Source organism: Streptomyces sp. NPDC001668, assembly GCF_042893155.1.
Lineage (GTDB): Bacteria > Actinomycetota > Actinomycetes > Streptomycetales > Streptomycetaceae > Streptomyces.
The window spans coordinates 132,547-158,385 of sequence record NZ_JBIAUQ010000012.1 but is presented as its reverse complement, the minus strand read 5'-3'; the positions used below and the strand labels follow the sequence as shown (position 1 = coordinate 158,385).

At 71.3% G+C, this 25,839-nt stretch carries 19 protein-coding genes; 7 read left to right on the top strand and 12 right to left on the bottom strand.

Annotated features, from left to right (window positions below; translation table 11 throughout):
• The first annotated feature begins 78 nt into the window (after positions 1–78).
• Together ACFYZ8_RS31105 and lgt are read left to right on the top strand one after the other, a co-directional pair.
• Positions 79–852, top strand: a complete 774-nt coding sequence (locus tag ACFYZ8_RS31105; protein ID WP_388541665.1) for a DsbA family protein — start codon at positions 79–81, stop codon at positions 850–852.
• An 82-nt stretch (positions 853–934) separates the two neighbouring features.
• Positions 935–1,885: a prolipoprotein diacylglyceryl transferase gene (lgt, locus tag ACFYZ8_RS31100; RefSeq protein ID WP_388541668.1), complete on the top strand. Its 951-nt coding sequence runs from the start codon at positions 935–937 to the stop codon at positions 1,883–1,885.
• Positions 1,886–1,942: 57 nt separating this feature from the next.
• On the opposite strand, the gene ACFYZ8_RS31095 is transcribed toward lgt, so the two are convergent.
• From ACFYZ8_RS31095 to ACFYZ8_RS31065, 7 genes are read right to left on the bottom strand one after another with little or no spacing between them, the layout of a single operon-like run.
• Positions 1,943–2,773: an HpcH/HpaI aldolase/citrate lyase family protein gene (locus tag ACFYZ8_RS31095; RefSeq protein ID WP_388541671.1), complete on the bottom strand. Its 831-nt coding sequence runs from the start codon at positions 2,771–2,773 to the stop codon at positions 1,943–1,945.
• A complete protein-coding gene (locus ACFYZ8_RS31090) occupies positions 2,770–3,960 on the bottom strand; it encodes a CaiB/BaiF CoA transferase family protein (protein WP_388541674.1) in 1,191 nt (396 codons plus the stop codon). Before ACFYZ8_RS31090 ends, ACFYZ8_RS31095 begins: the two co-directional genes overlap by 4 nt.
• Positions 3,957–4,850 carry a ribokinase gene (gene rbsK, locus ACFYZ8_RS31085; protein WP_388541677.1) on the bottom strand — a complete coding sequence of 298 codons (894 nt, stop codon included), beginning with the start codon at positions 4,848–4,850 and terminating at the stop codon, positions 3,957–3,959. The genes ACFYZ8_RS31090 and rbsK overlap by 4 nt, the downstream gene beginning before the upstream one ends.
• Positions 4,847–6,205: an ADP-ribosylglycohydrolase family protein gene (locus ACFYZ8_RS31080; RefSeq protein ID WP_388541680.1), complete on the bottom strand. Its 1,359-nt coding sequence runs from the start codon at positions 6,203–6,205 to the stop codon at positions 4,847–4,849. Before ACFYZ8_RS31080 ends, rbsK begins: the two co-directional genes overlap by 4 nt.
• Positions 6,193–7,359, bottom strand: coding sequence for an ADP-ribosylglycohydrolase family protein (locus tag ACFYZ8_RS31075; RefSeq protein ID WP_388541682.1), 1,167 nt, complete (start codon positions 7,357–7,359; stop codon positions 6,193–6,195). The genes ACFYZ8_RS31080 and ACFYZ8_RS31075 overlap by 13 nt, the downstream gene beginning before the upstream one ends.
• Before the next feature lie 7 nt (positions 7,360–7,366).
• Complete coding sequence (locus tag ACFYZ8_RS31070) at positions 7,367–8,776, bottom strand: ADP-ribosylglycohydrolase family protein (protein ID WP_388541685.1); 1,410 nt, start codon at positions 8,774–8,776, stop codon at positions 7,367–7,369.
• Positions 8,683–9,780: an ADP-ribosylglycohydrolase family protein gene (locus ACFYZ8_RS31065; RefSeq protein ID WP_388541688.1), complete on the bottom strand. Its 1,098-nt coding sequence runs from the start codon at positions 9,778–9,780 to the stop codon at positions 8,683–8,685. The genes ACFYZ8_RS31070 and ACFYZ8_RS31065 overlap by 94 nt, the downstream gene beginning before the upstream one ends.
• A 275-nt stretch (positions 9,781–10,055) precedes the next feature.
• On the opposite strand from ACFYZ8_RS31065, the gene ACFYZ8_RS31060 reads away from it, so the two are divergent.
• The 3 genes from ACFYZ8_RS31060 (at position 10,056) to ACFYZ8_RS31050 (ending at position 17,215) form a co-directional block, all read left to right on the top strand.
• Positions 10,056–10,787, top strand: coding sequence for a VIT1/CCC1 transporter family protein (locus ACFYZ8_RS31060; protein ID WP_388541690.1), 732 nt, complete (start codon positions 10,056–10,058; stop codon positions 10,785–10,787).
• Positions 10,788–11,163: 376 nt separating this feature from the next.
• Positions 11,164–15,762 (top strand): glutamate synthase large subunit, encoded by a 4,599-nt coding sequence (gene gltB / locus ACFYZ8_RS31055; RefSeq protein WP_359029504.1) that lies wholly within the window; start codon positions 11,164–11,166, stop codon positions 15,760–15,762.
• Positions 15,755–17,215, top strand: coding sequence for a glutamate synthase subunit beta (locus ACFYZ8_RS31050; protein WP_388541693.1), 1,461 nt, complete (start codon positions 15,755–15,757; stop codon positions 17,213–17,215). The genes gltB and ACFYZ8_RS31050 overlap by 8 nt, the downstream gene beginning before the upstream one ends.
• 110 nt (positions 17,216–17,325) lie before the next feature.
• Here ACFYZ8_RS31050 and ACFYZ8_RS31045 read toward each other — a convergent pair whose 3' ends face one another.
• The 3 genes from ACFYZ8_RS31045 to ACFYZ8_RS31035 form a co-directional block, all read right to left on the bottom strand.
• Positions 17,326–17,985 (bottom strand): calcium-binding protein, encoded by a 660-nt coding sequence (locus ACFYZ8_RS31045; protein WP_388541695.1) that lies wholly within the window; start codon positions 17,983–17,985, stop codon positions 17,326–17,328.
• Positions 17,982–19,145 carry a non-hydrolyzing UDP-N-acetylglucosamine 2-epimerase gene (wecB, locus tag ACFYZ8_RS31040; protein WP_388541698.1) on the bottom strand — a complete coding sequence of 388 codons (1,164 nt, stop codon included), beginning with the start codon at positions 19,143–19,145 and terminating at the stop codon, positions 17,982–17,984. Before wecB ends, ACFYZ8_RS31045 begins: the two co-directional genes overlap by 4 nt.
• A gap of 105 nt (positions 19,146–19,250) precedes the next feature.
• Complete coding sequence (locus ACFYZ8_RS31035; RefSeq protein WP_359029508.1) at positions 19,251–20,495, bottom strand: glycosyltransferase family 2 protein; 1,245 nt, start codon at positions 20,493–20,495, stop codon at positions 19,251–19,253.
• A 422-nt stretch (positions 20,496–20,917) separates the two neighbouring features.
• Here ACFYZ8_RS31035 and ACFYZ8_RS31030 point away from each other — a divergent pair, with 422 nt between their 5' ends.
• On the top strand, positions 20,918–22,726 hold the full coding sequence (locus tag ACFYZ8_RS31030; protein WP_388541701.1) for a DUF2334 domain-containing protein: 1,809 nt from the start codon (positions 20,918–20,920) through the stop codon (positions 22,724–22,726).
• Positions 22,727–22,737: 11 nt separating this feature from the next.
• Positions 22,738–23,808 carry a glycoside hydrolase family 113 gene (locus ACFYZ8_RS31025; RefSeq protein WP_388541704.1) on the top strand — a complete coding sequence of 357 codons (1,071 nt, stop codon included), beginning with the start codon at positions 22,738–22,740 and terminating at the stop codon, positions 23,806–23,808.
• Here the strand turns inward: ACFYZ8_RS31025 and ACFYZ8_RS31020 are convergent.
• A complete protein-coding gene (locus ACFYZ8_RS31020; protein ID WP_388541707.1) occupies positions 23,793–24,791 on the bottom strand; it encodes a chitosanase in 999 nt (332 codons plus the stop codon). The genes ACFYZ8_RS31025 and ACFYZ8_RS31020 overlap by 16 nt on opposite strands.
• Positions 24,788–25,705 carry a rhomboid family intramembrane serine protease gene (locus ACFYZ8_RS31015; protein ID WP_359029512.1) on the bottom strand — a complete coding sequence of 306 codons (918 nt, stop codon included), beginning with the start codon at positions 25,703–25,705 and terminating at the stop codon, positions 24,788–24,790. The genes ACFYZ8_RS31020 and ACFYZ8_RS31015 overlap by 4 nt, the downstream gene beginning before the upstream one ends.
• Between the last annotated feature and the right edge of the window lie 134 nt (positions 25,706–25,839).

Here is a 25,839-nt window from a genome sequence, read left to right as displayed (position 1 = left end):
GGGTCGAGTTCGCTCACTCGAACGGGTGGACCTGGGGCCGGGGAGGCGCGGTGCGCCTCCCCGGTTCGTTCTGCGGGTGTGAGCGAGAAGAACCGTGAGGGAAAGCGCACCGCCCGGGAGCGGCTGGCGGAGGAGCGCGCGAAGCAGAAGTCCGCGGAGAAGCGGCGCCGGGTGCTGATCGTGGGCGCGAGTGTCGTCTGCGTCCTCGGGCTCGCGGCGGTGATCGGCGTCGTCGCGGCCAACTCCGGCAAGGACAAGGACAGCTCCGCGGGCCCGGTCGTGGCGCCCTCGGGGGCCAAGGGCCAGGACGGCCTCGCCATCCCGGTCGGCAAGGAGGGCGCCAAGTCCACGCTCGTCGTCTGGGAGGACTTCCGCTGCCCGGCCTGCAAGGCCTTCGAGACCGCGTACCGCCCGGTGATCCACGAGCTCACCGGGTCCGGCGCGCTCAGGGTCGAGTACCACCTGGCGACGATCATCGACGGCAACATGGGCGGCACCGGCTCCCGCAACGCGGCCAACGCCGCGGCCTGCGCCCAGGACGCCGGGAAATTCCCGGGGTACCACGACGTGCTCTACGAGAACCAGCCGGTGGAGACCAGCGACGACTACGCGAAGACCGAGAAGCTCCTCGAACTGGCGAAGAAGGTCGACGGTCTCGACACCCCCGCGTTCCGTGCGTGTGCCGAGAAGGGCACGCACAACAGCTGGGTGGACAAGTCCGCGGCCGCCTTCCGCAACGGCGGGTTCTCCGGTACGCCGACCGTCCTGCTCGACGGCAAGAACATCTACCAGGACCAGACGATGACCCCGGCGAAGCTGAAGCAGCAGGTGCGGGAAGCGGCCAAGGGGTAAGGATTTCAGGCCTGCCTGTTATGGACCCGTTGCCGGGCCGCCTGCCGTGGGCCCGGCCCGGCAGGGTAGCGTCGACCCTGCCATGGAACTTGCCTACATTCCCAGCCCGTCGCGCGGGGTCATCCACCTCGGTCCCATCCCGCTGCGTGGCTACGCGTTCTGCATCATCATCGGCGTCTTCGTTGCCGTCTGGCTCGGCAACAAGCGCTGGATCGCCCGTGGCGGGCGGGCCGGCACGGTGGCCGACATCGCGGTCTGGGCCGTGCCGTTCGGACTGCTCGGCGGCCGCCTCTACCACGTGATCACGGACTACGAGCTGTACTTCAGCGAGGGCCGCGACTGGGTGGACTCCTTCAAGATCTGGGAGGGCGGTCTCGGCATCTGGGGCGCGATCGCGCTCGGCGCCGTCGGCGCGTGGATCGGCTGCCGCCGGCGCGGCATCCCGCTGCCCGCCTACGCCGACGCCATCGCGCCCGGCATCGCCCTCGCGCAGGCCATCGGCCGCTGGGGCAACTGGTTCAACCAGGAGCTGTACGGCAAGCCGACCGACCTGCCGTGGGCCCTGCACATCACGTCCTCCACCGACGGCCGGGTGCCGGGCTACTACCACCCGACGTTCCTGTACGAGTCGCTGTGGTGCGTCGGTGTCGCGCTCCTCGTCATCTGGGCCGACCGCCGCTTCAAGCTGGGGCACGGACGGGCGTTCGCGCTGTACGTCGCCGCGTACTGCACGGGTCGCGGCTGGATCGAGTACATGCGCATCGACGACGCCCACCACATCCTCGGCGTCCGGCTCAACGTCTGGACCGCGATCATCGTCTTCCTGCTCGCGGTGACGTACTTCGTGCTCTCGGCGTGGAAGCGGCCCGGACGCGAGGAAGTCGTCGAGCCGGGTGCGGACGGCGCCGACGGTGAGGCCGAAGAAGGCGCCGCGGAGGGCGAGAAGGCCGACCGCGAGGACAAGGCCGGGGCCGACTCCGCCGAGCCGGCGGACGAGACCGAGCCCGAGGCCGAGTCGGCGAAGAAGACCTGACGGCCGGTTGTACGTCGACGAGGGCGTCCCGGATCGCCGGGGCGCCCTCGTCGTGTGTCAGCGTCGGTGGGCCAGGGAGAGGGTCCGGTGGGCCTGGGTCACCACCGCCGCGTCGATGAAGGTGCCGTTCGGGAGCGCCTGGGCCCCCTGGTGGGCCTCCGCCGCCTTGAGGATGGCCTCGGCGTGCTCGATCTCCTCCTCCGTGGGGAGGTAGGCCCGCTCGATCACCGGGAGTTGGCGGGGGTGGACGGCTGCCCGGCCCAGGAAGCCCAGCGCGCGGCCGTGGGCGCAGGAGGCTCTCAGCCCCTCCAGGTCCCGGATGTCGGGGTGCACCGACTGGGCCGGGGGAGGCAGGGCCGCCGCCCGCGCCGCCACGATCACCCGGGAGCGGGACCAGTCCAGGCCCCGGTCGTGTCGTACACCCAGGTCGGCTCGCAGGTCCGCCTCGCCGAGGGCGATGCCCCGCAGGTGCGGATGGGCGGTGGCGATGGCGTAAGCACGCTCGATGCCGAGAGCCGACTCCAGGAGGGCGTACAGGGGTGGGGCGCCTCCTGCGTCGCCGGCCGTCGTCCGCGCGACGCGGGTGATCTGTGCGGGCGCGGTGACCTTGGGCAGGCGCAGGCCCGAGACGCCCCGGAGAGGGGCGATCGCCGCCAGGTCCGCTGCCGCCAGGGGGCCGTCCAGGGCGTTGACCCGGACGTGGACCGGGATCGGCTGGGGGTCGGCGAGGCGTTCGGCGGTCGCCTCGCGGGCGTACCGCTTGCGGTCGGGGGCGACCGCGTCCTCCAGGTCGACGACCACGACGTCGGCGCCGGCGGCGAGGGCCTTGGTGACGGTCGCCGGGCGGTCGCCCGGCACGTAGAGCCAGGTCAGAGGGTACGGTCTCATAGCGCGCCCTCCGTGCGCAGGGCCGTCAACTCGGCCTCCGTCAAGCCCAGTTCGGTCAGGACCTCGTCCGTGTCCGCGCCGTGCGGGCGGCCCGCCCAGCGGATCGCGCCGGGGGTCGCGGAGAGCCGGAAGAGCACGTTCTGCATGCGCAGGGGGCCCAGGTCGGGGTCGTCGACCGTGGTGACGGTGTCGAGCGCCTGGTACTGCGGGTCGGCCATCACGTCCCGGATGTCCTGGATGGGGGCGATCGCGGCCTCCGCCTTCTCGAAGGCCGCGAGGACGTCGGTGCGGGTGCGTGCGGCGATCCAGGAGCCGACCGCCGCGTCGAGGACGTCGGCGTGCGCGGCCCGCTGGGCGCCGGTCGCGAACCACGGCTCGTCGATCAGCTCCGGGCGGCCGACCAGGCACATCACACGTTCCGCGATCGACTGGGCCGAGGTGGAGACGGCGACCCAGGTGCCGTCGGCCGTGCGGTAGGTGTTGCGCGGGGCGTTGTTGGCGGAGCGGTTGCCGGTGCGTTCCTGGACGTGACCGAGTTGGTCGTACCAGGTCGGCTGGGGGCCGAGGACGCTCAGGATCGGCTCGATCAGGGCCATGTCGACGACCTGCCCCTCGCCGGTGTGGTCGCGGGCCGCGAGGGCCGTCATCACCGCGTACGCCGTGGCCAGGCCCGCGATGGAGTCGGCCAGGCCGAAGGGCGGCAGGACCGGGGGCGCGTCCGGTTCGCCGGTGATCGCCGCGAAGCCGCTCATCGCCTCGGCGAGGGTGCCGAAGCCGGGGCGGCGGGAGTAGGGGCCGAACTGGCCGAAGCCGGTGACGCGGGTGAGGACCAGGCGGGGGTTGGCCTCGGAGAGCTCGGGCCAGCCCAGGTCCCACTTCTCCAGGGTGCCGGGGCGGAAGTTCTCGATGACCACGTCCGCCGTCCCGGCGAGCCGGAGGAAGGTGGTACGGCCGCCCGGTGTCGAGAGGTCCAGTGTGATCGTGCGCTTGTTGCGGCCCAGGACCTTCCACCACAGGCCGATGCCGTCCTTCGAGGGGCCGTGGCCGCGGGAGGGGTCCGGCTTCCTGGGGTGCTCGATCTTGACGACCTCGGCGCCGAAGTCGCCGAGCAGGGTGGCCGCCATCGGGCCCGCGAACAGGGTGGCCAGGTCGAGGACGCGCAGGCCGGTGAGGGGTGCAGGGGTCATGAGGTGTACCCGGCCTCGATCTCGGAGCGGTACGGCATCGACGCCGAGGCGCCTTCCCGCTGGACGGAGAGTGCGGCCGCCGCGGCGGCCCAGGACATCGCCTCCCGGATGGGCCGTTCCTCGCCGAGGGCGACGGCGAGCGCGCCCACGTAGGTGTCGCCCGCGCCGGTGGAGTCCACCGCGGTGACCTGCGGGGCGGGGACCACGAGGGGTTCGGCGTCCCGGGTCAGATACAGGCTGCCCGCCTCGCCCAAGGTGATCACCACGCGCGGGACCCGGTCGAGGAGGACGGCGCCGGCGCCGAAGGGGTCGGCGCGGCCGGTGAGGGTGGCCGCCTCGTGCTCGTTGGGGACCAACAGGTCGATGGTGGCGAGGAGTTCGGGCGGAAGGGGTTGCACCGGGGCGGGGGTGAGGATCGTCCGGACGCCGTGCGCGCGGGCCGTCCGCGCACCCGCGAGGACCGCCGCCAGGGGGATCTCCAACTGGAGGAGCAGGGCGTCGGCCGAGGCGATCAGGCCCTCGTCGCCGGGGGCGAGATGGTCGACGGTGCCGTTCGCGCCGGGGACGACGACGATCGCGTTGCCGCCCTCGTCGTCCACGACGATGTGCGCGGTGCCCGAGGGGCCCTCGATGGTGCGCAGATGGTCGGTGGTCACACCCGAGTGCTCCAGGGTGGAGCGCAGCCGGGTGCCGAAGGCGTCGTTGCCGACCGCGCCGATCATCGAGACGGTGGCACCGGCGCGGGCCGCGGCGATCGCCTGGTTGGCGCCCTTGCCGCCGGGGATCGTACGGAACTCCCTGCCGGTGACGGTCTCTCCGCGCCGGGGCGCCCTCTCGACGTAGGTGACCAGGTCCATGTTCGTGCTGCCGAGCACGGCGATGTGGGTCATGGGCGGGCAGCCTCCCGGTGGGTGAGGTGGGCCAGGGTGTCGAAGCCGGTGCCGTTGAGATCGGCGACGGAGGTGGCGAGGCGGTTCTTGAGCGGGGCGGTCCAGCGGTCGGGGAGCTTGTCGGGGCTGCCGGCGAGAAGGCCGGCGATGCTTCCCGCGGTGGCGCCGTTGGAGTCGGTGTCCCAGCCTCCGCCGACCGCCTTGCAGATGGAGCCGGTGAAGTCGCCGTCGGCGTGGGTGAGGGCGGCGGCGATGAGGGCGGTGTTGGGGATCGCGTGGACCCAGTGGTGGGTCGCGGCGTAGGTGGCGTGGAGTTCGTCCACGACCTCGTCGAAGTCGGCGTGCCGCTGGGCCAGTTGGATCGCGTGTGTGATGGCCGCCGCCAGGCGGGAGCGCGGGGGGATCACGGTGAGGCCGGTGCGCAGGCAGGTGTGGATGTCGGGGGTCGTCGCGGCCTGGGCGATCACGGCCGCAGTGAACATCGCCGCGTAGACGCCGTTCGCCGTGTGGGTGAGGGTGGCGTCCCGGTGGGCCTGTTCGGCCGCGGCCGCCGGGTCGCCGGGGTTGGTCCAGCCGTGGACGTCCGCGCGGATCAGGGCGCCGATCCATTCGCGGAAGGGGTTGCGGTGGCGGGCGGTCCTGGGGGGCTCAAGGCCCTGGAGGAGGTTGCGGTAGGCGATCCGTTCGGCGGTGAAGGTGCGGCCTGCGGGAAGTTCGGCGAGCCAGAGCTCCGCCACGTCCGCGGTGGTGAAGTGCCTGCCGCGGCGTTGCAGCAACAGAAGGTTCAGCAGGGGGTAGTTGAGGTCGTCGTCCTCGGGCATGCCGTCGATGTTCTCGGCGAGGGAGGTCGTTGCGGAGCGGCGGTTCCAGGGATGGGCGGCGAGGAGTTCGGCGGGGACGCCCTTCGCTGTGAAGTAGGTGTGCAGGGGCCAATTGCCGGTAGCCGCGGCGAGTTCGCGGATGGCTTCGAGGGGGAGCTTCTCCACGGGTTTGCCCAGGAGGCAGCCGACTGCCCTGCCCAGCCAGGCCGCTTCCAGGGCGGTTCGGGTGGGGGGTGCCGCGGAGGCGGGTGGCGGCCACCTCCGGCAGCAGGCCTTGATTCTCGCGAGGTCGGTGGGTTCGTCGTCCTCCAACGTGCTGGGCAGATCCGCCAGTTCGTCCAGCAGGTCTTCCGCGAGCTGCCGCAGATACCGGGACGCGGGCTCTGCCGAGGCGCCCGCCCGGGTCGGCGCCTGTCTGCCTCCCGCCGCCCGCCACCTCGCCGCGATCGCCGACGGCTCCCTGCCGTCCTGGGCGGCCTGGCGGAGTTCGTGGCCGATGAGGTCCTCCGGCTGGACCCAGGTCAGTCGGAGCATCTCGAACCCCCGAGCTCCCTGACGGCCGCCTCGTGGGCGCGGCGCCGGGCCACGTCCCGCGCGAAGATCTCCCGGGTGACGGTGGTCAGCGTCGCCGCCGGTTCCCACAGGTCCAGACGGCTCGCCTCCGAGACCGCCTTCGACCAGTCGTCCGGGACCGGGGAGCCCAGGGCACCCGCCAGGGCGCCGGCCATCGTGGCGATCGAGTCGCAGTCCCTGCCGTAGTTCACCGCGCCGAGGACCGCCTGGCGGTAGTCGCCCCCGGCCACGAGCAACATGGCCAGGGCGATGGGGAGTTCCTCGATCGTGTGGAGGCGGGAGGGGCGGCGGGCGCCGAGGGACGGGGCGCGGTAGTCCGGGCCGACGGTGTCGTAGGGCGCCACGGCGTCCCGCAGGGGTCGTAGGGCCGATTCGAAGTCCGTGTGGCGGGCGGCCACTTCGCAGACCTTCTCGATCGCCGTCCTGGTGCCGTCCTTCGCCAGCCGCAGACAGGCCGTCACGACCGAGTCCGGGGTCGCGTCCGGCTCGCAGGCCGCCGCCACCGCCGCCGCGAGGACTCCTGCCGCCTCGCGGCCGTACGACGACTGGTGGGCGCCCGCGATGTCCAGCGCCTCGGCGTAGGCGGCCCGCGGATCGGCCGCGTTGACCAGGCCGACCGGGGCCATGTACATCGCCGCACCGCAGTTGACGATATTGCCGACGCCCGCTTCCCGGGGGTCGACATGGCCGTAGTGGAGGCGCGTGACCAGCCACTTCTCCGCGAGGAAGACGCGGTGCAGGGGGAGGGCCTCCGACTCCAGTTCCGGGATCCAGCGCGGGTTCGTCATCAGGTCGGGGACCAGGTGGTCGGCGATCGCGTAGGCGTCGAGGTGGTCTCGGACCCGGTCGTAGACCCTGATCAACGCGTGGGTCATCAAGGTGTCGTCGGTGACGTGGCCGTCGCCCTTGTGGTACGGCGCGATGGGGCGGGCGGTGCGCCAGGCGTCGCCGTTCCAGGGGCCGACGATGCCGTGGACGCGGCAGGCGTGGCGTTCGAGGATCTGGTCGGGGGAGTAGCCCTCGACGGGGCCGCCGAGGGCGTCGCCCACCGCCGCGCCGACGAGGGCTCCGGTGATGCGGTCTTCGAGGCTGCTTTCTTGGTTTTTGGGCGTCATGCCCGAATCATCCTCCTGGGAGGGGCGGTTGTGCGGCTTCCAGGAGTCCGGCGAGTTCCACGAGGTCCGTGCCGGTGAGGCGGGGGAGGGCGCAGCCGGAGAGGGTGCGGCAGGAGTCCCGCCACGTGGCGGGGATCGCGGTGGCGCCGCCGAGTGCGCCGGTCAGGGCGCCCACCAGGGCCGGGGCCGAGTCGGCAACCCGGGAGAGACAGGCGGCCGCGGGGACCGCCTCGGCGATACGGCCCTGGGCCGCGGTGGCCAGCGCCAGGGCCACGGGGACGGTTTCGGCGGCCGCGACGCCGTAGCTGTAGACGTGGTCGACGATCTCGTGTTCCAGGGCGGGGACCAGGGCGAAGGCGCTGCCCGCGGTCCGGGCGAGGCGCAGGGCGTGGCGGGTGTTGCGGCCGATCTCCGTCTCCTCGGGGAGTTCGGCGAGAGCGGCGGCCACGCAGGCTTCTACGGGGGTGCCGGTCAGGGCCAGGGAGACGGCCGCGGCCATCGCTCGCGCTCCGTGTACCCCGTCGCCGTCCTGGGTGTAGCGGGCGTCGAACTCGGCCAGTTCCGCCGCCGGTCGGGGGGCGCCGGGGTGGGCGACCGCGAGGACGCAGGCCCTGACGCAGGCCGCGTCGTCGAAGTAGTGGGGGTTGTCGTGGCCGGTGGCGGGTGGGCGCAGGCCGGTGGCGAGGTTGCCGAGTCCCGCGCGCACGGAGATGCGGGCGCGGAGGGGGAGGACGGCGGACTCGATCTCGGGGGCGCGGTTCGCCGCGGCGGCCACTTCGGCGGCGAGGGTGTTCCAGGCGAGGTCGATGGCGGCTCTCGTACGGCGTTCCCTCGGAAGGTCGCCGAGGGCGGTGTCGTCGCCTGCCCTGAGGAGGGCCTCCGCGGTGAAGGCGGCCCATTCGGCGTCGTCGGAGGGGCCCAGGCGGAGGGGTTCGGGGGGTTGGTTGAGGGCGATGGGGACGGGGAGGGTGGTGGTGGCGTTCTCTTCGGCGAAGGTGTCCAGTTCGCGGGTGAGGCGGCGGGTCCAGGTGGGCATGCGGGCGGCTCGGTGGCGGGCGGCGGGCCAGCCGGCGGCGTCGCCTGCGGCGAGGCCGAGCAGGAGACCTTCGGTACGTCTCGCGGCCTCGGCCTCGGCCTCGGCTTCGCCTTCGGCCTGTTCGTTCCCAGCCGCACCACCCGTCTCGCTTTCGTCGTCGGGTGCGGGTGGCCCCTGTGGGGCGGACTCGCCGTCGGCGGCTGCGGGAGCACTCGGGTTCGCCGTGGAGGCGGGATCAGCAGGGCCCGGATCGTTCGTTGGAACCCCGTCCCACGGGCTCGGCGGCCTCACCGGTCCGTCCCCGGCTCGGTGCCTGCCGCCAGGGTGAAGGCGTCCGGGTCGGGTGGGGGCCACTCCTGCGTGAGGCCGGTCGTCCCCCATTTCCCGTCCTCGCCCGCGACCAGCAACTCCGCCACGTCCAGCACGTGATGGCCCGCCATGGAGGGCAGGCAGCTGCCGCGCGCGGGGCCGATCGCCGCGGCCCACGCCGCCGGGATCGCCGACGCTCCCCTCGTCGCGCCCGCCAGGGCCCCCGCCACCGCCGCCGTCGTGTCCGCGTCCCTCCCCATGTTCACCGCCGTCAGTACGGCCTCGCGGAAGTCGCCGTCGGCCACCGCGTACGCGCCGAAGGCGAGGGCCACCGCCTCCGGGGCCAGGTCGGTCCACGGGTAGCCGCCGATGACGACGCAGGAGCGGACCGCTCGTTCGCCGCGGTGGGCCACCGCGACCGCCCTCCGCAGGGACCTCGCCGTCCAGCTGTCGTCCGGGATCACCGCCAGGGCGGACGCGACGACGGCGATCGTCGGGGCGCCGGTCATCGCCGCGGCCACTCCCGCCGCGACCGCCTGGCCGCCGTAGATGCCCTCGCCGTCGTGACTCACCGAGCCGTCGACGGCCACCAGGCGGGCCGCCTCCGCGGGGCGGCCCGCCGCGAAGACGCCGAAGGGGGCCGCGCGCATGGCCAGGCCGTCGCTCCAGGCGTGGCGGTGCTGGGCCGAGATGGGGGCCGCGAGGCCGCGGCGCAGGTTCTCCAGCGTGCCCCGCTCGCTGAAGCCGGCGCCCCGGAACGGGCCCTCGTCGCGGTCCGCGATCCACTCGTGCCAGGCCGCCTCCACGTGGGCGGGGGTGAGCGCCGAGCCGTGGCGGGCGAGGAGCAGGCCCGAGAGGATCGCGTACTCCGTGTCGTCCGTGCCGGCCGGCTCGTCCACCACGTACCCCTCGATACGGCCCCAGCGGGCGCGGATCTGCGACGGCTTCATGTTCTCGGCGGGGGCTCCGAGGGCGTCCCCGACCGCCAGGCCCAGCAGGGCGCCGCGGGCCCGCTCGCGCAGTGCGGCGGCGTCCTGGGGTGCCGGGACCGAGGGGATGCAGGCGATCGATGGCATACGCGGCCTCTCCAGAGGGGGTTCCTCCAGGGGCGCGGAACCCTTTGCGTATGTGTCCCACCATCGGCGGTTGACCTGAGCGTCCCCACCGGCAACGTCACCCGGTCGACAGCTGAGCGGAAGCCCGATCGTCTGTGCATTCGAAGGTAAAGGTGCTGGTTAGCCCAGCCTTTCCTTGCTGGCGGGCGGGAATGACCCGTCGTACTGTGAGCGTTGTTAAGAATTAGAACGTGTCCAAACTTAGCTTTGGCTTAGCTTCCCTGGGGGACCACCGGATGGCCATCATCGACGTCGAGGCACCGCTGCACGAGGCGCACCGGGACAACCACACGCACCGGGACGTGAACGGCGGCTGGCTCAGGCCCGCCGTGTTCGGTGCCATGGACGGGCTGGTCTCCAACCTCGCGCTGATGACCGGGGTCGCCGGTGGGGCCGTCGGTCAGCACACCATCGTGCTGACCGGACTCGCCGGGCTCGCCGCCGGTGCCTTCTCCATGGCCGCCGGCGAGTACACCTCCGTCGCCTCCCAGCGCGAGCTCGTCGAGGCGGAGCTGGACGTGGAGCGCCGGGAGTTGCGCAAGCACCCGCAGGACGAGGAGGCCGAGCTCGCCGCCCTGTACGAGGGGCGCGGTGTCGAGCCCGAGCTGGCCCGCGAGGTCGCACGGCAGTTGTCGAAGGATCCCGAGCAGGCCCTGGAGATCCACGCCCGCGAGGAGCTGGGGATCGACCCGGGTGACCTGCCCTCGCCGCTCGTCGCCGCCGTCTCCAGCTTCGGGTCCTTCGCGCTGGGCGCCCTGCTGCCCGTACTGCCGTATCTGCTCGGCGCGACCGCGCTGTGGCCCGCCCTGCTGCTCGCCCTGCTCGGGCTGTTCGCGTGCGGTGCCGTCGTGGCCAGGGTGACCGCGCGGACCTGGTGGTACAGCGGGCTGCGGCAGCTCGTCCTGGGAGGCGCGGCGGCCGGTGTGACGTACGCCCTGGGCAGTTTGTTCGGAATGGCCGTAGGATAGGTCGACCGCTACTTATGCGTTGGGCCGCATAAGTAGCCGTTACTCGCTGGTTTCGAATGCTTAACCACTGGGCATGAGTCGTAAGCGCCGCGGGCAATGACGCTTGCGGCGCACTCGCGGGGTCGGCGACGACGCCTTCGCCGCCCCTGGGCCGACGGACACTGATCTGACCGATCAGTCCGGCTCGGCCCCCACATACTTCCAGCCACGTGTGCGACATCCTTCTCGCACCGCGTGGCGTCCGCATGCTGGAACGGAGTATCCGGTTCCCGAGATCCGCTCCATCATGTAACCTGCACGAAATTTTGCACAACGCAGAGGGCCAACGTCGTCCCTCGGCAATCTGAATATGCCAATGACGACGACGGGAGAGCCGATGCGTACGCCGCGCCAGCCGTCCCAGCACTCCACGAGTGGCCAGAAGTGGTCGTTCATGGATGCTCGCCCTGCTGCGCAGGGTATGTACGACCCCCGCAACGAGCGCGACGCCTGTGGCGTCGGCTTCGTGGCCACCCTCACCGGCGAGGCGAGCCATGCGCTGGTCGAGCAGGCGCTCACGGTTCTGCGCAACCTGGAGCACCGCGGTGCCACCGGCTCCGAGCCCGACTCGGGTGACGGCGCCGGCATCCTGTCCCAGGTTCCGGACGCCTTCTTCCGCGAGGTGGCCGGCTTCGAGCTGCCCGCGGCCGGTGCGTACGCCGTCGGTATCGCCTTCCTGCCGGAGGACGGTATCGAGGACGCCGTCTCGAAGATCGAGACGATCGCCGCGGACGAGGGCCTGACGGTCCTGGGCTGGCGTGAGGTTCCCGTCGCCCCCGAGCTGCTCGGCGCCACCGCCCGGTCCACGATGCCCGCGTTCCGCCAGATCTTCGTGACCGACGGCTCGTCGGAGGGCATCGCCCTCGACCGCAAGGCCTTCGTGCTGCGCAAGCGCGCCGAGCGCGAGGTCGACGTCTACTTCCCCTCGCTGTCCGCGCGGACCATCGTCTACAAGGGCATGCTGACCACCGGCCAGCTGGAGCCCTTCTTCCCGGACCTGTCCGACCGCCGCTTCGCCTCCGCGATCGCGCTCGTGCACTCCCGGTTCTCCACGAACACCTTCCCGTCGTGGCCGCTCGCGCACCCGTACCGCTTCGTCGCGCACAACGGTGAGATCAACACCGTCAAGGGCAACCGCAACTGGATGGCGGCCCGCGAGTCGCAGCTGGTCTCCGACCTGTTCGGCAACGACGACAAGGCCATCGAACGCGTCTTCCCGATCTGTACGCCGGAGGCCTCCGACTCGGCGTCCTTCGACGAGGTGCTCGAACTCCTGCACCTGGGCGGCCGTTCGCTGCCGCACTCCGTGCTGATGATGATCCCGGAGGCGTGGGAGAACCACGACTCCATGGAGCCGGCCCGCCGCGCCTTCTACCAGTTCCACTCCAACCTGATGGAGCCCTGGGACGGCCCGGCCTGTGTCACCTTCACCGACGGCAAGCAGGTCGGCGCGGTCCTCGACCGCAACGGCCTTCGCCCCGGCCGCTACTGGGTCACCGACGACGGCCTCGTCGTCCTCGGCTCCGAGGTCGGTGTCCTCGACATCGACCCCGCCAAGGTCGTCCGCAAGGGCCGCCTCCAGCCCGGCCGGATGTTCCTCGTCGACACCGTCGAGCACCGCATCATCGAGGACGACGAGATCAAGGCCGGCCTCGCCTCCGAGCAGCCGTACGCGGAGTGGCTGGAGGCCGGCGAGATCGAGCTCGGCGACCTGCCCGAGCGCGAGCACATCGTGCACACCCACGCCTCGGTCACCCGCCGCCAGCAGACCTTCGGCTACACCGAGGAGGAGCTGCGCGTCCTGCTCGCGCCGATGGCCAAGGCCGGTGCCGAGCCGATCGGTTCGATGGGCACCGACTCGCCGATCGCCGCACTGAGCGAGCGTCCGCGGCTGCTCTTCGACTACTTCACCCAGCTGTTCGCCCAGGTCACCAACCCGCCGCTGGACGCGATCCGCGAGGAGCTCGTGACCTCGCTGCGCTCCTCGCTGGGCCCGCAGGGCAACCTGCTCGACCCGAGCGCCGCCTCCTGCCGCTCCGTCGTGCTGCCCTTCCCGGTGATCGACAACGACGAGCTGGCCAAGCTCATCCACATCAACGCCGACGGCGACATGCCCGGCTTCAAGGCCGCGACCCTCTCCGGCCTGTACCGGGTCTCCGGCGGCGGCGACGCCCTCGCCGCCCGCCTCGAGGAGATCTGCGCCGAGGCCGACGCCGCCATCGACAACGGCGCCCGGCTGATCGTCCTCTCCGACCGGCACTCCGACGCCGAGCACGCGCCGATCCCGTCGCTGCTGCTCACCGCGGCCGTCCACCACCACCTCATCCGCACCAAGCAGCGCACCCAGGTGGGCCTGCTGGTCGAGGCCGGTGACGTCCGCGAGGTCCACCACGTCGCCCTGCTGATCGGCTTCGGCGCCGCGGCCGTGAACCCGTACCTCGCCATGGAGTCCGTCGAGGACCTCCTGCGCGCGGGCACCTTCCTCAACGGCCTGGAGCCCGAGCAGGCCATCCGGAACCTGATCTACGCCCTCGGCAAGGGCGTGCTCAAGGTCATGTCGAAGATGGGCATCTCGACCGTCGCCTCCTACCGCGGTGCCCAGGTCTTCGAGGCCGTCGGTCTCGAAGAGGGCTTCGTCCAGAAGTACTTCAGCGGTACCGCCTCCAAGATCGGCGGCGTCGGCATCGACGTCATCGCCAAGGAGGTCGCCGCCCGGCACGCCAAGGCCTACCCCGCCTCCGGCATCGCGCCCGCGCACCGCGCGCTCGAGATAGGCGGCGAGTACCAGTGGCGCCGCGAGGGCGAGCCGCACCTGTTCGACCCGGAGACGGTCTTCCGCCTCCAGCACTCGACGCGCGCGGGCCGCTACGACATCTTCAAGAAGTACACGGACCGCGTGAACGAGCAGTCCGAGCGCCTGATGACGCTGCGCGGCCTGTTCGGCTTCAAGTCGGACCGCCAGCCGATCCCGATCGACGAGGTCGAGCCCGTCTCCGAGATCGTCAAGCGCTTCTCCACCGGCGCCATGTCGTACGGCTCCATCTCCAAGGAGGCGCACGAGACCCTCGCCATCGCCATGAACCAGCTGGGCGGCAAGTCCAACACCGGTGAGGGCGGCGAGGACGCGGACCGGCTGTACGACCCGGCGCGGCGTTCGTCGATCAAGCAGGTCGCCTCCGGCCGCTTCGGCGTGACCTCCGAGTACCTGGTCAACGCGGACGACATCCAGATCAAGATGGCCCAGGGCGCCAAGCCCGGCGAGGGCGGCCAGCTGCCCGGCCACAAGGTGTACCCGTGGGTCGCCAAGACCCGGCACTCGACCCCGGGTGTCGGTCTGATCTCCCCGCCGCCGCACCACGACATCTACTCCATCGAGGACCTGGCCCAGCTGATCCACGACCTGAAGAACGCGAACCCGCAGGCGCGGATTCACGTGAAGCTGGTCTCCGAGGTCGGCGTCGGCACGGTCGCGGCGGGTGTGTCCAAGGCGCACGCGGACGTCGTCCTGATCTCCGGTCACGACGGTGGCACCGGTGCCTCCCCGCTGACCTCCCTCAAGCACGCGGGCGGTCCCTGGGAGCTCGGTCTCGCCGAGACCCAGCAGACCCTGCTGCTCAACGGCCTGCGCGACCGGATCGTCGTCCAGACCGACGGTCAGCTCAAGACCGGCCGTGACGTCGTCATCGCCGCGCTGCTCGGCGCCGAGGAGTTCGGTTTCGCGACCGCGCCGCTCGTCGTCTCCGGCTGCGTCATGATGCGCGTCTGCCACCTGGACACCTGCCCGGTCGGCATCGCCACCCAGAACCCGGTGCTCCGCGACCGGTTCACCGGCAAGGCCGAGTACGTCGTGAACTTCTTCAAGTTCATCGCCGAGGAGGTCCGCGAGATCCTCGCCGAGCTGGGCTTCCGCTCCATCGAGGAGGCCGTCGGCCACGCCGAGACGCTCGACGTCGAGCGGGCCGTCAACCACTGGAAGGCGCAGGGCCTGGACCTGTCCCCGCTCTTCTACGTGCCCGAGCTGCCCGAGGGCACCCCGCTGCACCAGGTCATCGAGCAGGACCACGGTCTGGAGAAGGCGCTCGACAACGAGCTCATCAAGCTCGCCGCCGACGCCCTGGCCGCCGACTCGGCGACCGAGGCCCAGCCGGTGCGCGCCCAGGTCGCGATCCGCAACATCAACCGCACGGTCGGCACCATGCTCGGCCACGAGGTGACGAAGAAGTTCGGTGGCGCGGGCCTGCCCGACGACACCATCGACATCACCTTCACCGGCTCCGCCGGCCAGTCCTTCGGCGCCTTCCTGCCGCGCGGTGTCACGCTGCGCCTGGAGGGCGACGCCAACGACTACGTCGGCAAGGGCCTCTCCGGCGGCCGCGTGATCGTCCGCCCGGACCGGGGCGCAGACCACCTCGCCGAGTTCTCGACGATCGCCGGCAACACCATCGCCTACGGCGCGACCGGCGGCGAGCTGTTCCTGCGCGGTCGTACCGGTGAGCGGTTCTGTGTCCGCAACTCCGGCGCGACGGTCGTCTCGGAGGGCGTGGGCGACCACGGCTGCGAGTACATGACCGGCGGTCACGCGGTGGTCCTCGGCGAGACGGGCCGCAACTTCGCGGCCGGCATGTCCGGCGGTATCGCCTACGTGATCGACCTGAACCGGGACAACGTCAACGTCGGCAACGTGAACGCCGTGGAGGCGCTGGACGACACCGACAAGCAGTGGCTGCACGACGTGGTGCGCCGCCACCAGGAGGAGACCGGATCCACGGTCGCCGAGAAGCTGCTCGCCGAGTGGGACACCGCCGTCGAGCGCTTCAGCAAGATCATCCCCAGCACGTACAAGGCAGTGCTCGCCGCCAAGGACGCCGCCGAGCAGGCGGGACTCTCCGAGTCCGAGATCACCGAGAAGATGATGGAGGCGGCGATCAATGGCTGACCCGAAGGGCTTCCTGAACCACGGGCGCGAGGTCGCCAAGTCCCGCCCCGTCGACGTACGCCTGAAGGACTGGAACGAGGTCTACGTCCCCGGCTCCCTGCTGCCGATCATCAGCAAGCAGGCCAGCCGCTGCATGGACTGCGGCATCCCGTTCTGTCACAACGGCTGTCCGCTCGGGAACCTCATCCCCGAGTGGAACGACTTCGCCTACCGCGAGGACTGGTCAGCCGCCTCCGAGCGGCTGCACGCGACCAACAACTTCCCGGAGTTCACCGGTCGTCTGTGCCCGGCTCCCTGCGAGTCGGCGTGTGTGCTCGGCATCAACCAGCCGCCGGTCACCATCAAGAACGTCGAGGTCTCGATCATCGACAAGGCGTGGGACAGCGGCGATGTCGCTCCCCAGGCCCCGGAGCGCCTGTCCGGCAAGACCGTCGCGGTCATCGGGTCCGGGCCCGCCGGTCTCGCCGCCGCGCAGCAGCTCACGCGGGCCGGTCACACCGTCGCCGTCTACGAGCGCGCGGACCGCGTCGGAGGCCTCCTCCGGTACGGCATCCCCGAGTTCAAGATGGAGAAGCGGCACATCAACCGCCGTATCGAGCAGATGCGCGCGGAGGGCACCCGCTTCCGTACCGGTATCGAGATCGGCCGCGACCTCAAGGCGACCGACCTGAAGAAGCGGTACGACGCCGTCGTGATCGCCGCCGGTGCCACGACCGCCCGTGATCTCCCCGTCCCCGGGCGGGAGTTGAAGGGCATCCACCAGGCGATGGAGTACCTGCCGCTGGCCAACAAGGTCCAGGAGGGCGACTACGTCACCTCCCCGATCTCGGCCGAGGGCAAGCACGTCGTGGTCATCGGCGGTGGCGACACCGGCGCCGACTGCGTGGGCACCGCCCACCGCCAGGGCGCGGCCTCGGTGACGCAGCTGGAGATCATGCCCCGTCCGGGCGAGGACCGGGCCCCGCACCAGCCGTGGCCGACCTTCCCGATGCTGTACAAGGTCACCTCCGCGCACGAGGAGGGCGGCGAGCGGGTCTACTCCGTCTCCACCACCCACTTCGAGGGCGACGAGGACGGCAACGTCCAGTGGCTGCACCTCAGCGAGGTCGAGTTCATCGACGGCAAGCTGACCCCGAAGCCGGGCACGGAGCGCAAGATCCCCGCCCAGCTGGTCACCCTCGCGATGGGCTTCACCGGCACCGACCGCGAGAACGGCCTGGTCGAGCAGTTCGGCCTGGAGCTCGACGAGCGCGGCAACATCGCCCGCGACGCCGACTTCCAGACCAATGTGCCCGGCATCTTCGTCGCCGGTGACGCCGGCCGCGGCCAGTCGCTCATCGTGTGGGCGATCGCGGAGGGCCGCTCGGCCGCCCGCGGCTGCGACCGCTTCCTGACCGGCGCGAGCGAACTGCCCGCGCCGATCCGGCCGACGGACCGTTCCCTGATGGTCTGACGGTCCCTCAAGAACGTCCCGTACAAAGGCGTACGGAACGCTGACGGTGTCCGCCCCCGAAGTCCCCGACCGGACTGGGAGCGGGCACCGTCGCCTTTGCGGCGGAGGGCTCACCCCGAAGCGGCCTCCAGGTCCTCGAACTCCACGGTCGCGTCCTCGCTGTACGCCCCCACCCGGCCCCGCGTGTAGGGGAGTTCGGCGTCGGTGAACGTCACCAGCGGCTTCCCGCCCACCGCGACGGACAGCACCGCGCCCCGCTGGACGACCGTCACCTCGTACCACTCGCCGACGGGGTACGGTGTCCGGCCCGTCGCCAGGAAACGCTGGCCCCCCGGATAGGCGGGGTCGCGTTTGCCCAGCTCCCAGCCGTTCGGCTTGAGGGTGACGTAGTAGAAGTGCTCCGGGTCGGTGTACGCCCAGACCAGCCACGGCACCTCCCACGGGTTCGGCCTGGGGGAGCGCAGCTGCTTCAGGGTCCGCATCCGCGCCTGGTACCGCACATCGGTGTAGGAGGCGGTGCTCACCACCAGCCCGGCGTGGGTGGTGCCGGGGTCCTCGGCGGCCATCGGGGAGAGCCGCAGCGACCTGTCGTCACCGTGGTTGGTGCCCATGCCGTTGAACACCGACAGCCAGCGGCCGTGGGTCGTACCGTCGATCCACGGCTTCGGCGGCGGGCCGTCGGCCTGGCACCGGCTCACGGCGAGCGCGAGGAGCGCGGCCAGCGTGAACGCCAGTGCCAGCCTGGAGACGGTACGACCCCGGAGCGTCATGCCGCCGAGTACGGCCCGGACGCCGTGAGCCCGGCCGGGACATCGGCGGCGAAGTCCTCGGCCAGCTGGGACAGGATGCGCTCACTCGCCAGCCCGTCGCCGAACGGATTGCCCGCGCTTGCCATCCGCTTGTACTCCGCCGGGTCGTCGAGCAGTCTGTTCGCCCAGGTCACGATGGACTCCGGATCGGTGCCGATCAGCCGGGCCGCGCCCGCCTCGACCGCCTCGGGCCGTTCGGTGGTGGTACGCAGGACGAGCGCCGGCTTGCTCAGGCTGGGCGCCTCCTCCTGGATGCCGCCGGAGTCGGTCAGGACCAGGTCGCACTCGGCCAGCGTGGCCGCGAAGTCGAGGTAGTCGAGCGGCTCGACCAGAGAGATGCCCGTCTGGCCCTCGAGTTCGGGCAGCAGCACGTCCCGTACGGCCGGACTCTTGTGCAGCGGCAGCACGATCTCCACGTCACCGCGCTCGGCCAGCCGGGTCAGCGCCCGGCCCATGCCACGCATCCGCTCGCCCTGGTTCTCCCGCCGGTGCAGCGTGACCAGGAGCCGTTTGGACCCGGTGCGGAAGGCGGAGGTGCCGGTGCCCTCGGCCAGCACCCACATCAGGTTGTCGATGACCGTGTTGCCGGTGACGAACACCTGCTCCCCGGCGACGCCCTCGCCGGTCAGATGGCGGGCGGCGGCGGGGGTCGGCGCGAAGTGCCAGCGGGCGATGCGTCCGATCAGGCTGCGGTTGAGCTCCTCCGGGAACGGGTTGTCGATGACACCGGTGCGCAGTCCCGCCTCCACGTGGGCGACCGGGATCTTCTCGTAGAAGGCGGCCAGCGCGCCGGCCAGCGCGGTCGTGGTGTCCCCCTGCACCACGACCAGGTCGGGCCGCTGCTCGCGCATGACGGCGCCGAGTTCGCGCACCAGGCGGGCGGTGAGGTCGGACAGCTGCTGCCGGCGGCGCATCACGTCGAGGGCGATCCGCACGTCGACGTACAGCAGGCCGAGCATCTGGTGGAGCATCTCGCGGTGCTGGCCGGTGGTGACGACGATCGGCTCGAACTGCGCGCCGGTCGCCATCGCCCGTGCCACGGGCGCCAGTTTGATCGCTTCCGGTCTCGTGCCGAGCACCAGCATGGCGCGTACGGGCACGACGGACGTGGGTGTGGACATGAGCCCCCCTCGGGCGTGCGCGGTCGACACGGCGACCGCGTGAAAGGTGATGAGAGAGAAGAAGTGAGGACCCGCGGCCCGGGTGGGGGCGCGGCCTGAACGTCCTCAGGTGCGCGCGGTCTTCAGCCAGGTCCGCTGACCGGTGAGCATCCGCCAGAACCCCCACCAGCCGGCCGCGAACCAGATGTAGCCGTAGAAGACGAAGACATGGGCGAGAAGCACCGAGCGCACCAGCCCGAGCTCGCGCTCCCGTCTGGCGTACACGAAGCCGTACGCGTAGGACGTGGTGAACGAGAGCAGGTACGGGCCGAGCAGCCACATGGGCGACACGAGCGGGTGTCCGACCTGCACGGAGGCCACGGTGGTGGCGCACACGGCGACGAGGAAGGACAGCGGCAGCAGCGAGGTGAGCAGGATGAGCACCGGGCTGGAGAGGTGGTACAGCAGGTCGAGCGCGGGCCGGGTCGGCACGTCCCGCAGGATCAGCGGGACCAGTCCGGCCGACTGGAGGTGGCCCTGGAACCAGCGCGAGCGCTGGCGGATCAGGCGCCGCAGGCTGAGCACGGCCTGCTGGGAGACGGCGGCGGTGGTGCAGTGCATGTTGGTCCAGCCCTTGGCGATCAGCCGCACCCCGAGGTCGAGGTCCTCGGTGAGGCTGTCGCTCCACGGACCGTCCCCGTCCAGGGTGTTGAGCGCGGCGAGCCGCATGAACTGGCCGTTGCCGCCCATGCCGACACTGCCGATGAAGCGGCGGGCGCTCTGGAAGACGTCGCCGTAGACGACGAACTCCATGTCCTGCATGCGGGCCAGCAGTCCGAGGTGCCGGTTGTACATCCGGACGCAGACCTGCACCGCGCCCGTGCCCGGGTCGTCGAAGAACGGGTCGACGGACTGCAGGACGTGCGGGTCGAGCCGGCCGTCCGCGTCGAGCACGCACACGATCACGTCCTCGGGGTCGCGGCCGAGCAGCAGACCGGACTCCCTGAGGTGGCGCACCCCGTCGTTGAGGGCGGCGCCCTTGCCCTTGCGCGCGTTCGGCGGGTTGCGCCGGTGCAGCTGGACCACGGCCGGGTCGGCGGCCAGGGCGATCTCGGAGGTGCGGTCGTCGGAGCCGTCGTCGATGACCAGTGCCATGTAGTTGGCGGTCGGGAGCGAGGTGATGCGCTCCAGGCTTTCGGAGAGCACTTTCTCCTCGTTGAGACAGGCGAGGAGGAATATGTAGAAGCGCTCTCTCCGGTCGGTCCGGGAGCGCCGAATTCTTCTCCTGGACAGCACGAAAAGTGTCGTGTTGTAGCAGGCGGCCAGCACGATCAGGGAGATGCTCGACCACAGGAAAACTTCAGTGATCATTGGCGCTCCCGGCGGCGCGCGCCCTTTGTGCCTGGCTTCGCAGCCGTGCCCGGGCCAGCAATATGACGCAGGCCGTCAGGCAGTAGAACAGAAATCCTATTCCCGCGGTTTCCTGCAATGCTCTGGCCAGAGGTAGCCCCGGTATTGCCTCTGGGACGGTCATCGCCCCAGCTAGAGGCAGCAAAGACCCCAGGGCAGGTCGTCCGTACATTTTCCCCCCACGTTCTGATGCGCGTCCCCAACGCGCGAAGTGGAACGTAGCAGGTTTCCGGTCCCCTCGGTCCCGCATTTGACACGCTTCATGCTCGTCATGAAAATCAGTGCCTTCGTATCGGTAAAGACCTTGCCAATATCGGCAGGGCGGGGGGATGAATGTGGGACCACTGATTTCACACAGGAGACGGGGAACAGCGAAGTTCCCCGTGATCCTGCTGCTGGTCGCCGCCGTGCTCGGGGGGACGTTCCTCGCCTGGAGCGCACAGGCCGGGAGCGGTGGCGCGGGACCGCGCGGCCAGCGGCACGGACATGAGGCCGTCGGCGGGCGGTCAGGGCTGGGCAGCGTCGACCTCACGGGGTGGGCGAAGGAACAGATCGCCTCGGACAAGGAACGGCGCGCACAGCCGCGGGCCAGGACGGCGGTCTCACCCACGCCGGCCAAGCCCGCTGCCGTCCCCGCGGTCCGCCAGGCCGGCTTCGTCCGGGCGGCCGCCGCGGCCGACCCCACCACGCTCGTGCTCTACGACACCGCCGGCCCCTACGGAAAGCTCGGCGAGCTGTACGCCATGGCCGCCGCCAACCTCGCGGGCCACTTCGGCACGGTGACCGCCAAACCGGTCCAGCAGTACACCGCCGGAATGATCGGCTCCTACACCGCCGTGATCTACATCGGCTCGACCTACTACTGCTGCGACGTCCCGGACGCCATCCCGGCCGCCTTCTACCAGGACGTCTCCACCAGCACCAAGCCGGTCATCTGGATGGGTGCCAACATCTGGAACATGGCCAACTCGGTGGGCACCGCCCAGTTCACCCAGCGGTACGGCTGGGACCCGACGACCTCGTACTACGAGGACGGCGGCTCCGTCGGCACCGTCACCCAGGTGACCTACCGGAACCAGACCCTCACCCGGAGGATCCCGGCAGGCCAGGACGGCGGAGTGCTGCGCCCCAACGTCCTCACCGGCGCCGGCCATCCCGAGGTCACCCGGCTCGCCGAGGGCCTGGACTCCTCCAACGGGCACACCTTCGGCTGGGCGGTCCGCTCGGCCAACCTCACCTACGTCGGCGAGATCCCCTTCGCCTACGTCTCCGAGAGCGACCGGGTCATCGCCGCCGAGGACCTCCTCTTCGACGCCCTCGCCCCGGCCACCGCCGAACGCCACCGCGCGCTGCTGCGCCTGGAGGACATCAGCCCCGCCTCCGACCCCGCCGAACTGCGGGCCATGGCCGACTACCTGTACGCGCAGAACATCCCCTACGGCATCAACGTCATCCCGGTCTACAAGGACCCCAAGGGCACCTACAACAACGGCACCGCGCAGACGATCACGCTGGTGCAGCGCCCGCAGGTCGTCAGCGCCCTCAAGTACATGCTGGCCCGGGGCGCCGTCCTCATGGACCACGGCTACACCCACCAGTACGGCAACGTCGCCAACCCCTACAACGGCGTCACCGGCGACGACTTCGAGTTCTACCGCGCCCACGTCGACTCCGCGGACAGCGTGGTCTACGACGGCCCGGTCGCCGAGGACTCCGCCCTCTGGGCGCAGGGCCGGGTGACCAGTGCGCTGACCCAGTTCACCCTCGCCGGGCTGCCGAAGCCGGCGCTGTGGACCACCCCGCACTACGCGGCCTCGGCCGCCGACTACAAGGCGATCAGCTCCAACTTCTCGGCCCGCCTGGAGCGTTCGCTGTACTTCTCCGGCACGCTCAGCGGCAACTCCGCCGGGCCCAACTCCTTCATCGGGCAGTTCTTCCCGTACGTCGTGAAGGACGTGTACGGCACCAAGGTGCTGCCCGAGAACATCGGCAATTACGAGCCGGAGGCCTACAACAACCACCCGGCACGTCTGCCCGCGGACCTCATCGCCTCGGCCAGGGCCAACCTCGCCGTCCGGGACGGCTTCGCCAGCTTCTTCTACCACCCCTACTACCCGACCCAGCCGCTCAAGGACACGGTCGACGGCATCAAGGCCCTCGGCTACACCTTCGTCAGCCCCACGAGCCTGTGAGGGCACGGCTTGTGAGGGGGAGGACCGTCACCGCAGCGGTGGCGGTCCTCCTCGCCGTCGTCTCCGGCTGCACGACCACCACCGGCGGCGGCACCCCGGACACGGGCAAGGACGGACCGGCGACCTCCGGCAGGGACAGCGGGGCGGCCCTGCGGGGCATCACCCTCCCCTCCTGGAACCGCACCGACTACGACAGCCCGGCCGCCGACCGCTATCTGCGCGGCATCCGGGCCACCGGCGCCCGCTGGATCACGCTCACCCCGACCTGGTACCAGAACCGCGTCACCGACCCCGGCATGCACACCACCGAGGAGACGGCGAGCGACGGGAGCGTGCGCCGGATCGTGCACCGGGCCCACGCCCTCGGCCTCAAGGTGATGATCAAGCCGCACGTCGACCTGCCCGGCGACCAGGACCGCGCCGAGATCAGACCGCGGGACCGCGAGGCGTGGTTCGCCGCGTACCGGCGCTTCATCACCCACTACGCCGACCTCGCCGCCGGCACCGGAACCGAGCAGCTCGCCGTGGGCACCGAACTGGCCGGGGTGTCCGGCGACCTGGCCGCCTGGCAGGAGGTCGTCGCGGCGGTCCGCGACCACTACGACGGGCCCCTCACCTACGCGGCCAACTACGACGAGTACCAAAAGGTCCGCTTCTGGAAGGACCTCGACGTCATCGGCGTCGACGCCTACTGGCCGCTGTCCGGGGCGCCCACCCGGGACACCGGCCGGCTGCGTCGTTCGTGGCGGCCGATCCGTGCCGAACTCGCCGCCTTCGCCCGCGAACAGGGCCGCCGCATCCTGTTCACCGAGGCCGGGTACGTGAGTCAGTACGGGGCCACGACCGCCCCGTACTCCTGGACCGTCAGCGGCCGGTCCGCCCCCGGTGAACAGGCCGCCGCCTACCGGGCGTTGCTGGACTCCTTCACGGGCCGTGACTGGTGGGCCGGGGTGTGCTGGTGGATGTGGGACGACTGGCCCGACAGCGGTGAGACACCGGCCCGGCTCGCCTACACCCCGCACGGCAAGCCCGCGGAACAGGTGCTGAGGGAGAAGTGGGGCGCCGCTCAGGGCACCCGGTAGGTCTCCCCGTACACTCGCCACTCCAGTGGCCTCCTCAGGTCCAGGTTGCCCTCGTCCAGGAAGCGTCGTTGCGCGGTGTCGACGCGGGTGGTGTCGATGTCCGCGTCGCGGGTCTTCATGGCCGCCCTGCGGATGTCGAGGAAGGTGTCCAGGTAGGCCTTCTCCGAGCCGCCCTCGGTCGGGCTGTCGGACTTCCGCAGGGCGCGTTCGCGCAGGCCGTAGAAGCCGGTCGGGTCGGTGCCGGGGCCGTGGAAGACCATGGCGTCGTAGTAGACGAACTGGCCGAGGGGGCCCAGCCCGTCGAGCTTGGCGAGGCGGACCGCGGGGTCGAAGTAGACGCGGTCGCGCGCCGAGTCCTGGGCCCGCTGGAAGGCCGGGACCCGGGCCTCCGCCTTCCAGGCGGCCGTGAAGCCCGGATCCAGGCCCTCGTGGGAGTCCGTGCCGTCGACCGCGCGCAGGGCGGGGAGGTACGTCGCGAGGCCGTTGCCGGGGTGGGCCTCGGTGTAGTCCTCGACGAGGGTGAGCAGGTCGTTGGTGCCGGTGCAGAAGCCGATGATGCCGGCCGTGTAGCCCTGTCCGTCGCCGATGTCCTCGATGTAGGCGTAGGCGCTGCGCCAGTCGAGGGTGGAGTTCTCGGCGCTCGCCACGAGCTGCTGGGCCAGCTCCTTCTCGGCGGGGGCGGCAAGGCCCGGCGGCAGGCCGGCGAGGACGTCGTCGGCCCCCGTGCCCTCCGTGCGCTCGCCCTCCGTGCCCTTCGCGCCCTCCGTGCCCTCGCCCTCCGTGCCCTCCGCGCCCGCGGATCGCTCGGCCCAGGCCTTGGCACCCTCGGCGCCCTTGGCGTCCTGGGCCGCCTGCGACCGGTACGCGGAGGAGAGGTCGGGGCCCGCCCCGCCCGCGCCGGGGTCCTCGGGCGCCAGGAAGTAGACCGACGCCGTGACCAGCGCCGGGACGGCCGCGAGGAGCAGCAGGCGGGCGCGTCTCATGCGGTTCCCGTCAGTTCGGTGACCTTGGCCCAGGCAGACACCAGCAATACCACCAGCAGGACCGCGCACACCCCCGCCTGCACCAGGGTGCGACGGCCGTCCCGGGGCGCGTAGGCGTAGGCGAGGGTGACGACGGCTCCGGTGAGCAGCCCGCCGAGGTGGCCCTGCCAGGACGTCAGCCCCGCGGAGATCAGCAGCCACAGCAGCAGCCCCGCCATGAACCGGTTGACCTGGGCCATGTCGGCGCCGACCCGGCGGGCCATCACGTAGTAGGCGGCGCCGAGGCCGAAGATCGCGCCGGACGCGCCGAGGGTGGGTGTGGTGGGCGCGATCAGCAGGACCAGGACCGAGCCGCCGAACGCCGACAGCAGATACAGGGCGAGGTAGCGGACCCGGCCGAGCTGGGTCTCGACCACACGGCCGATGTTCCACAGCGACACCATGTTCATCACGATGTGCAGGATCCCGAACGTGCCCCCGGTGGGCGGCAGATGGAGGAACGCGCCGGTCAGCATGCGGTACCACTCGCCGTCGGCCACCCCCTCGGCATGGAAGCCGGCGGGGTAATGGGCCTGCCACTCGTAGTGGCCGCCGTCCGGGCCCACCAGGCCGAGACCCAGCATCTCGAAGCGGTCCACGATCGCCGGGCGCACCAGCTCACCGAGGTAGGCGAGCACATTGAGCCCGATGAGGACGTACGTCACCAGGGGGACGGCCGTGATCCGCCCGCCGAAGGCGGTCCGGGCCTGCCGCACCGACCGCGCCCCCTCGCGCACGCACTCCGGGCACTGGTGGCCGACGGCCGCCTCCCGCATGCAGTCCGGGCAGATGTACCGCTCGCAGCGGGTGCAGCGGACGTGGGACTCCACCCTGGGGTGGCGGTAGCAGGTGGTGACGGCGGATTCGGGTTCCACGGCCGGCTCTCCTCGGAGTGACAGGGCTGATCTTGAGCCGGTGGGGACGGCGGCGAACAAAATAGCGAACCCAGGTGCGGGGAGAGCGCGCAGGGCCGGGTCGGCTGTCCGTCCCGTTGGCTTCGCCGTACGGC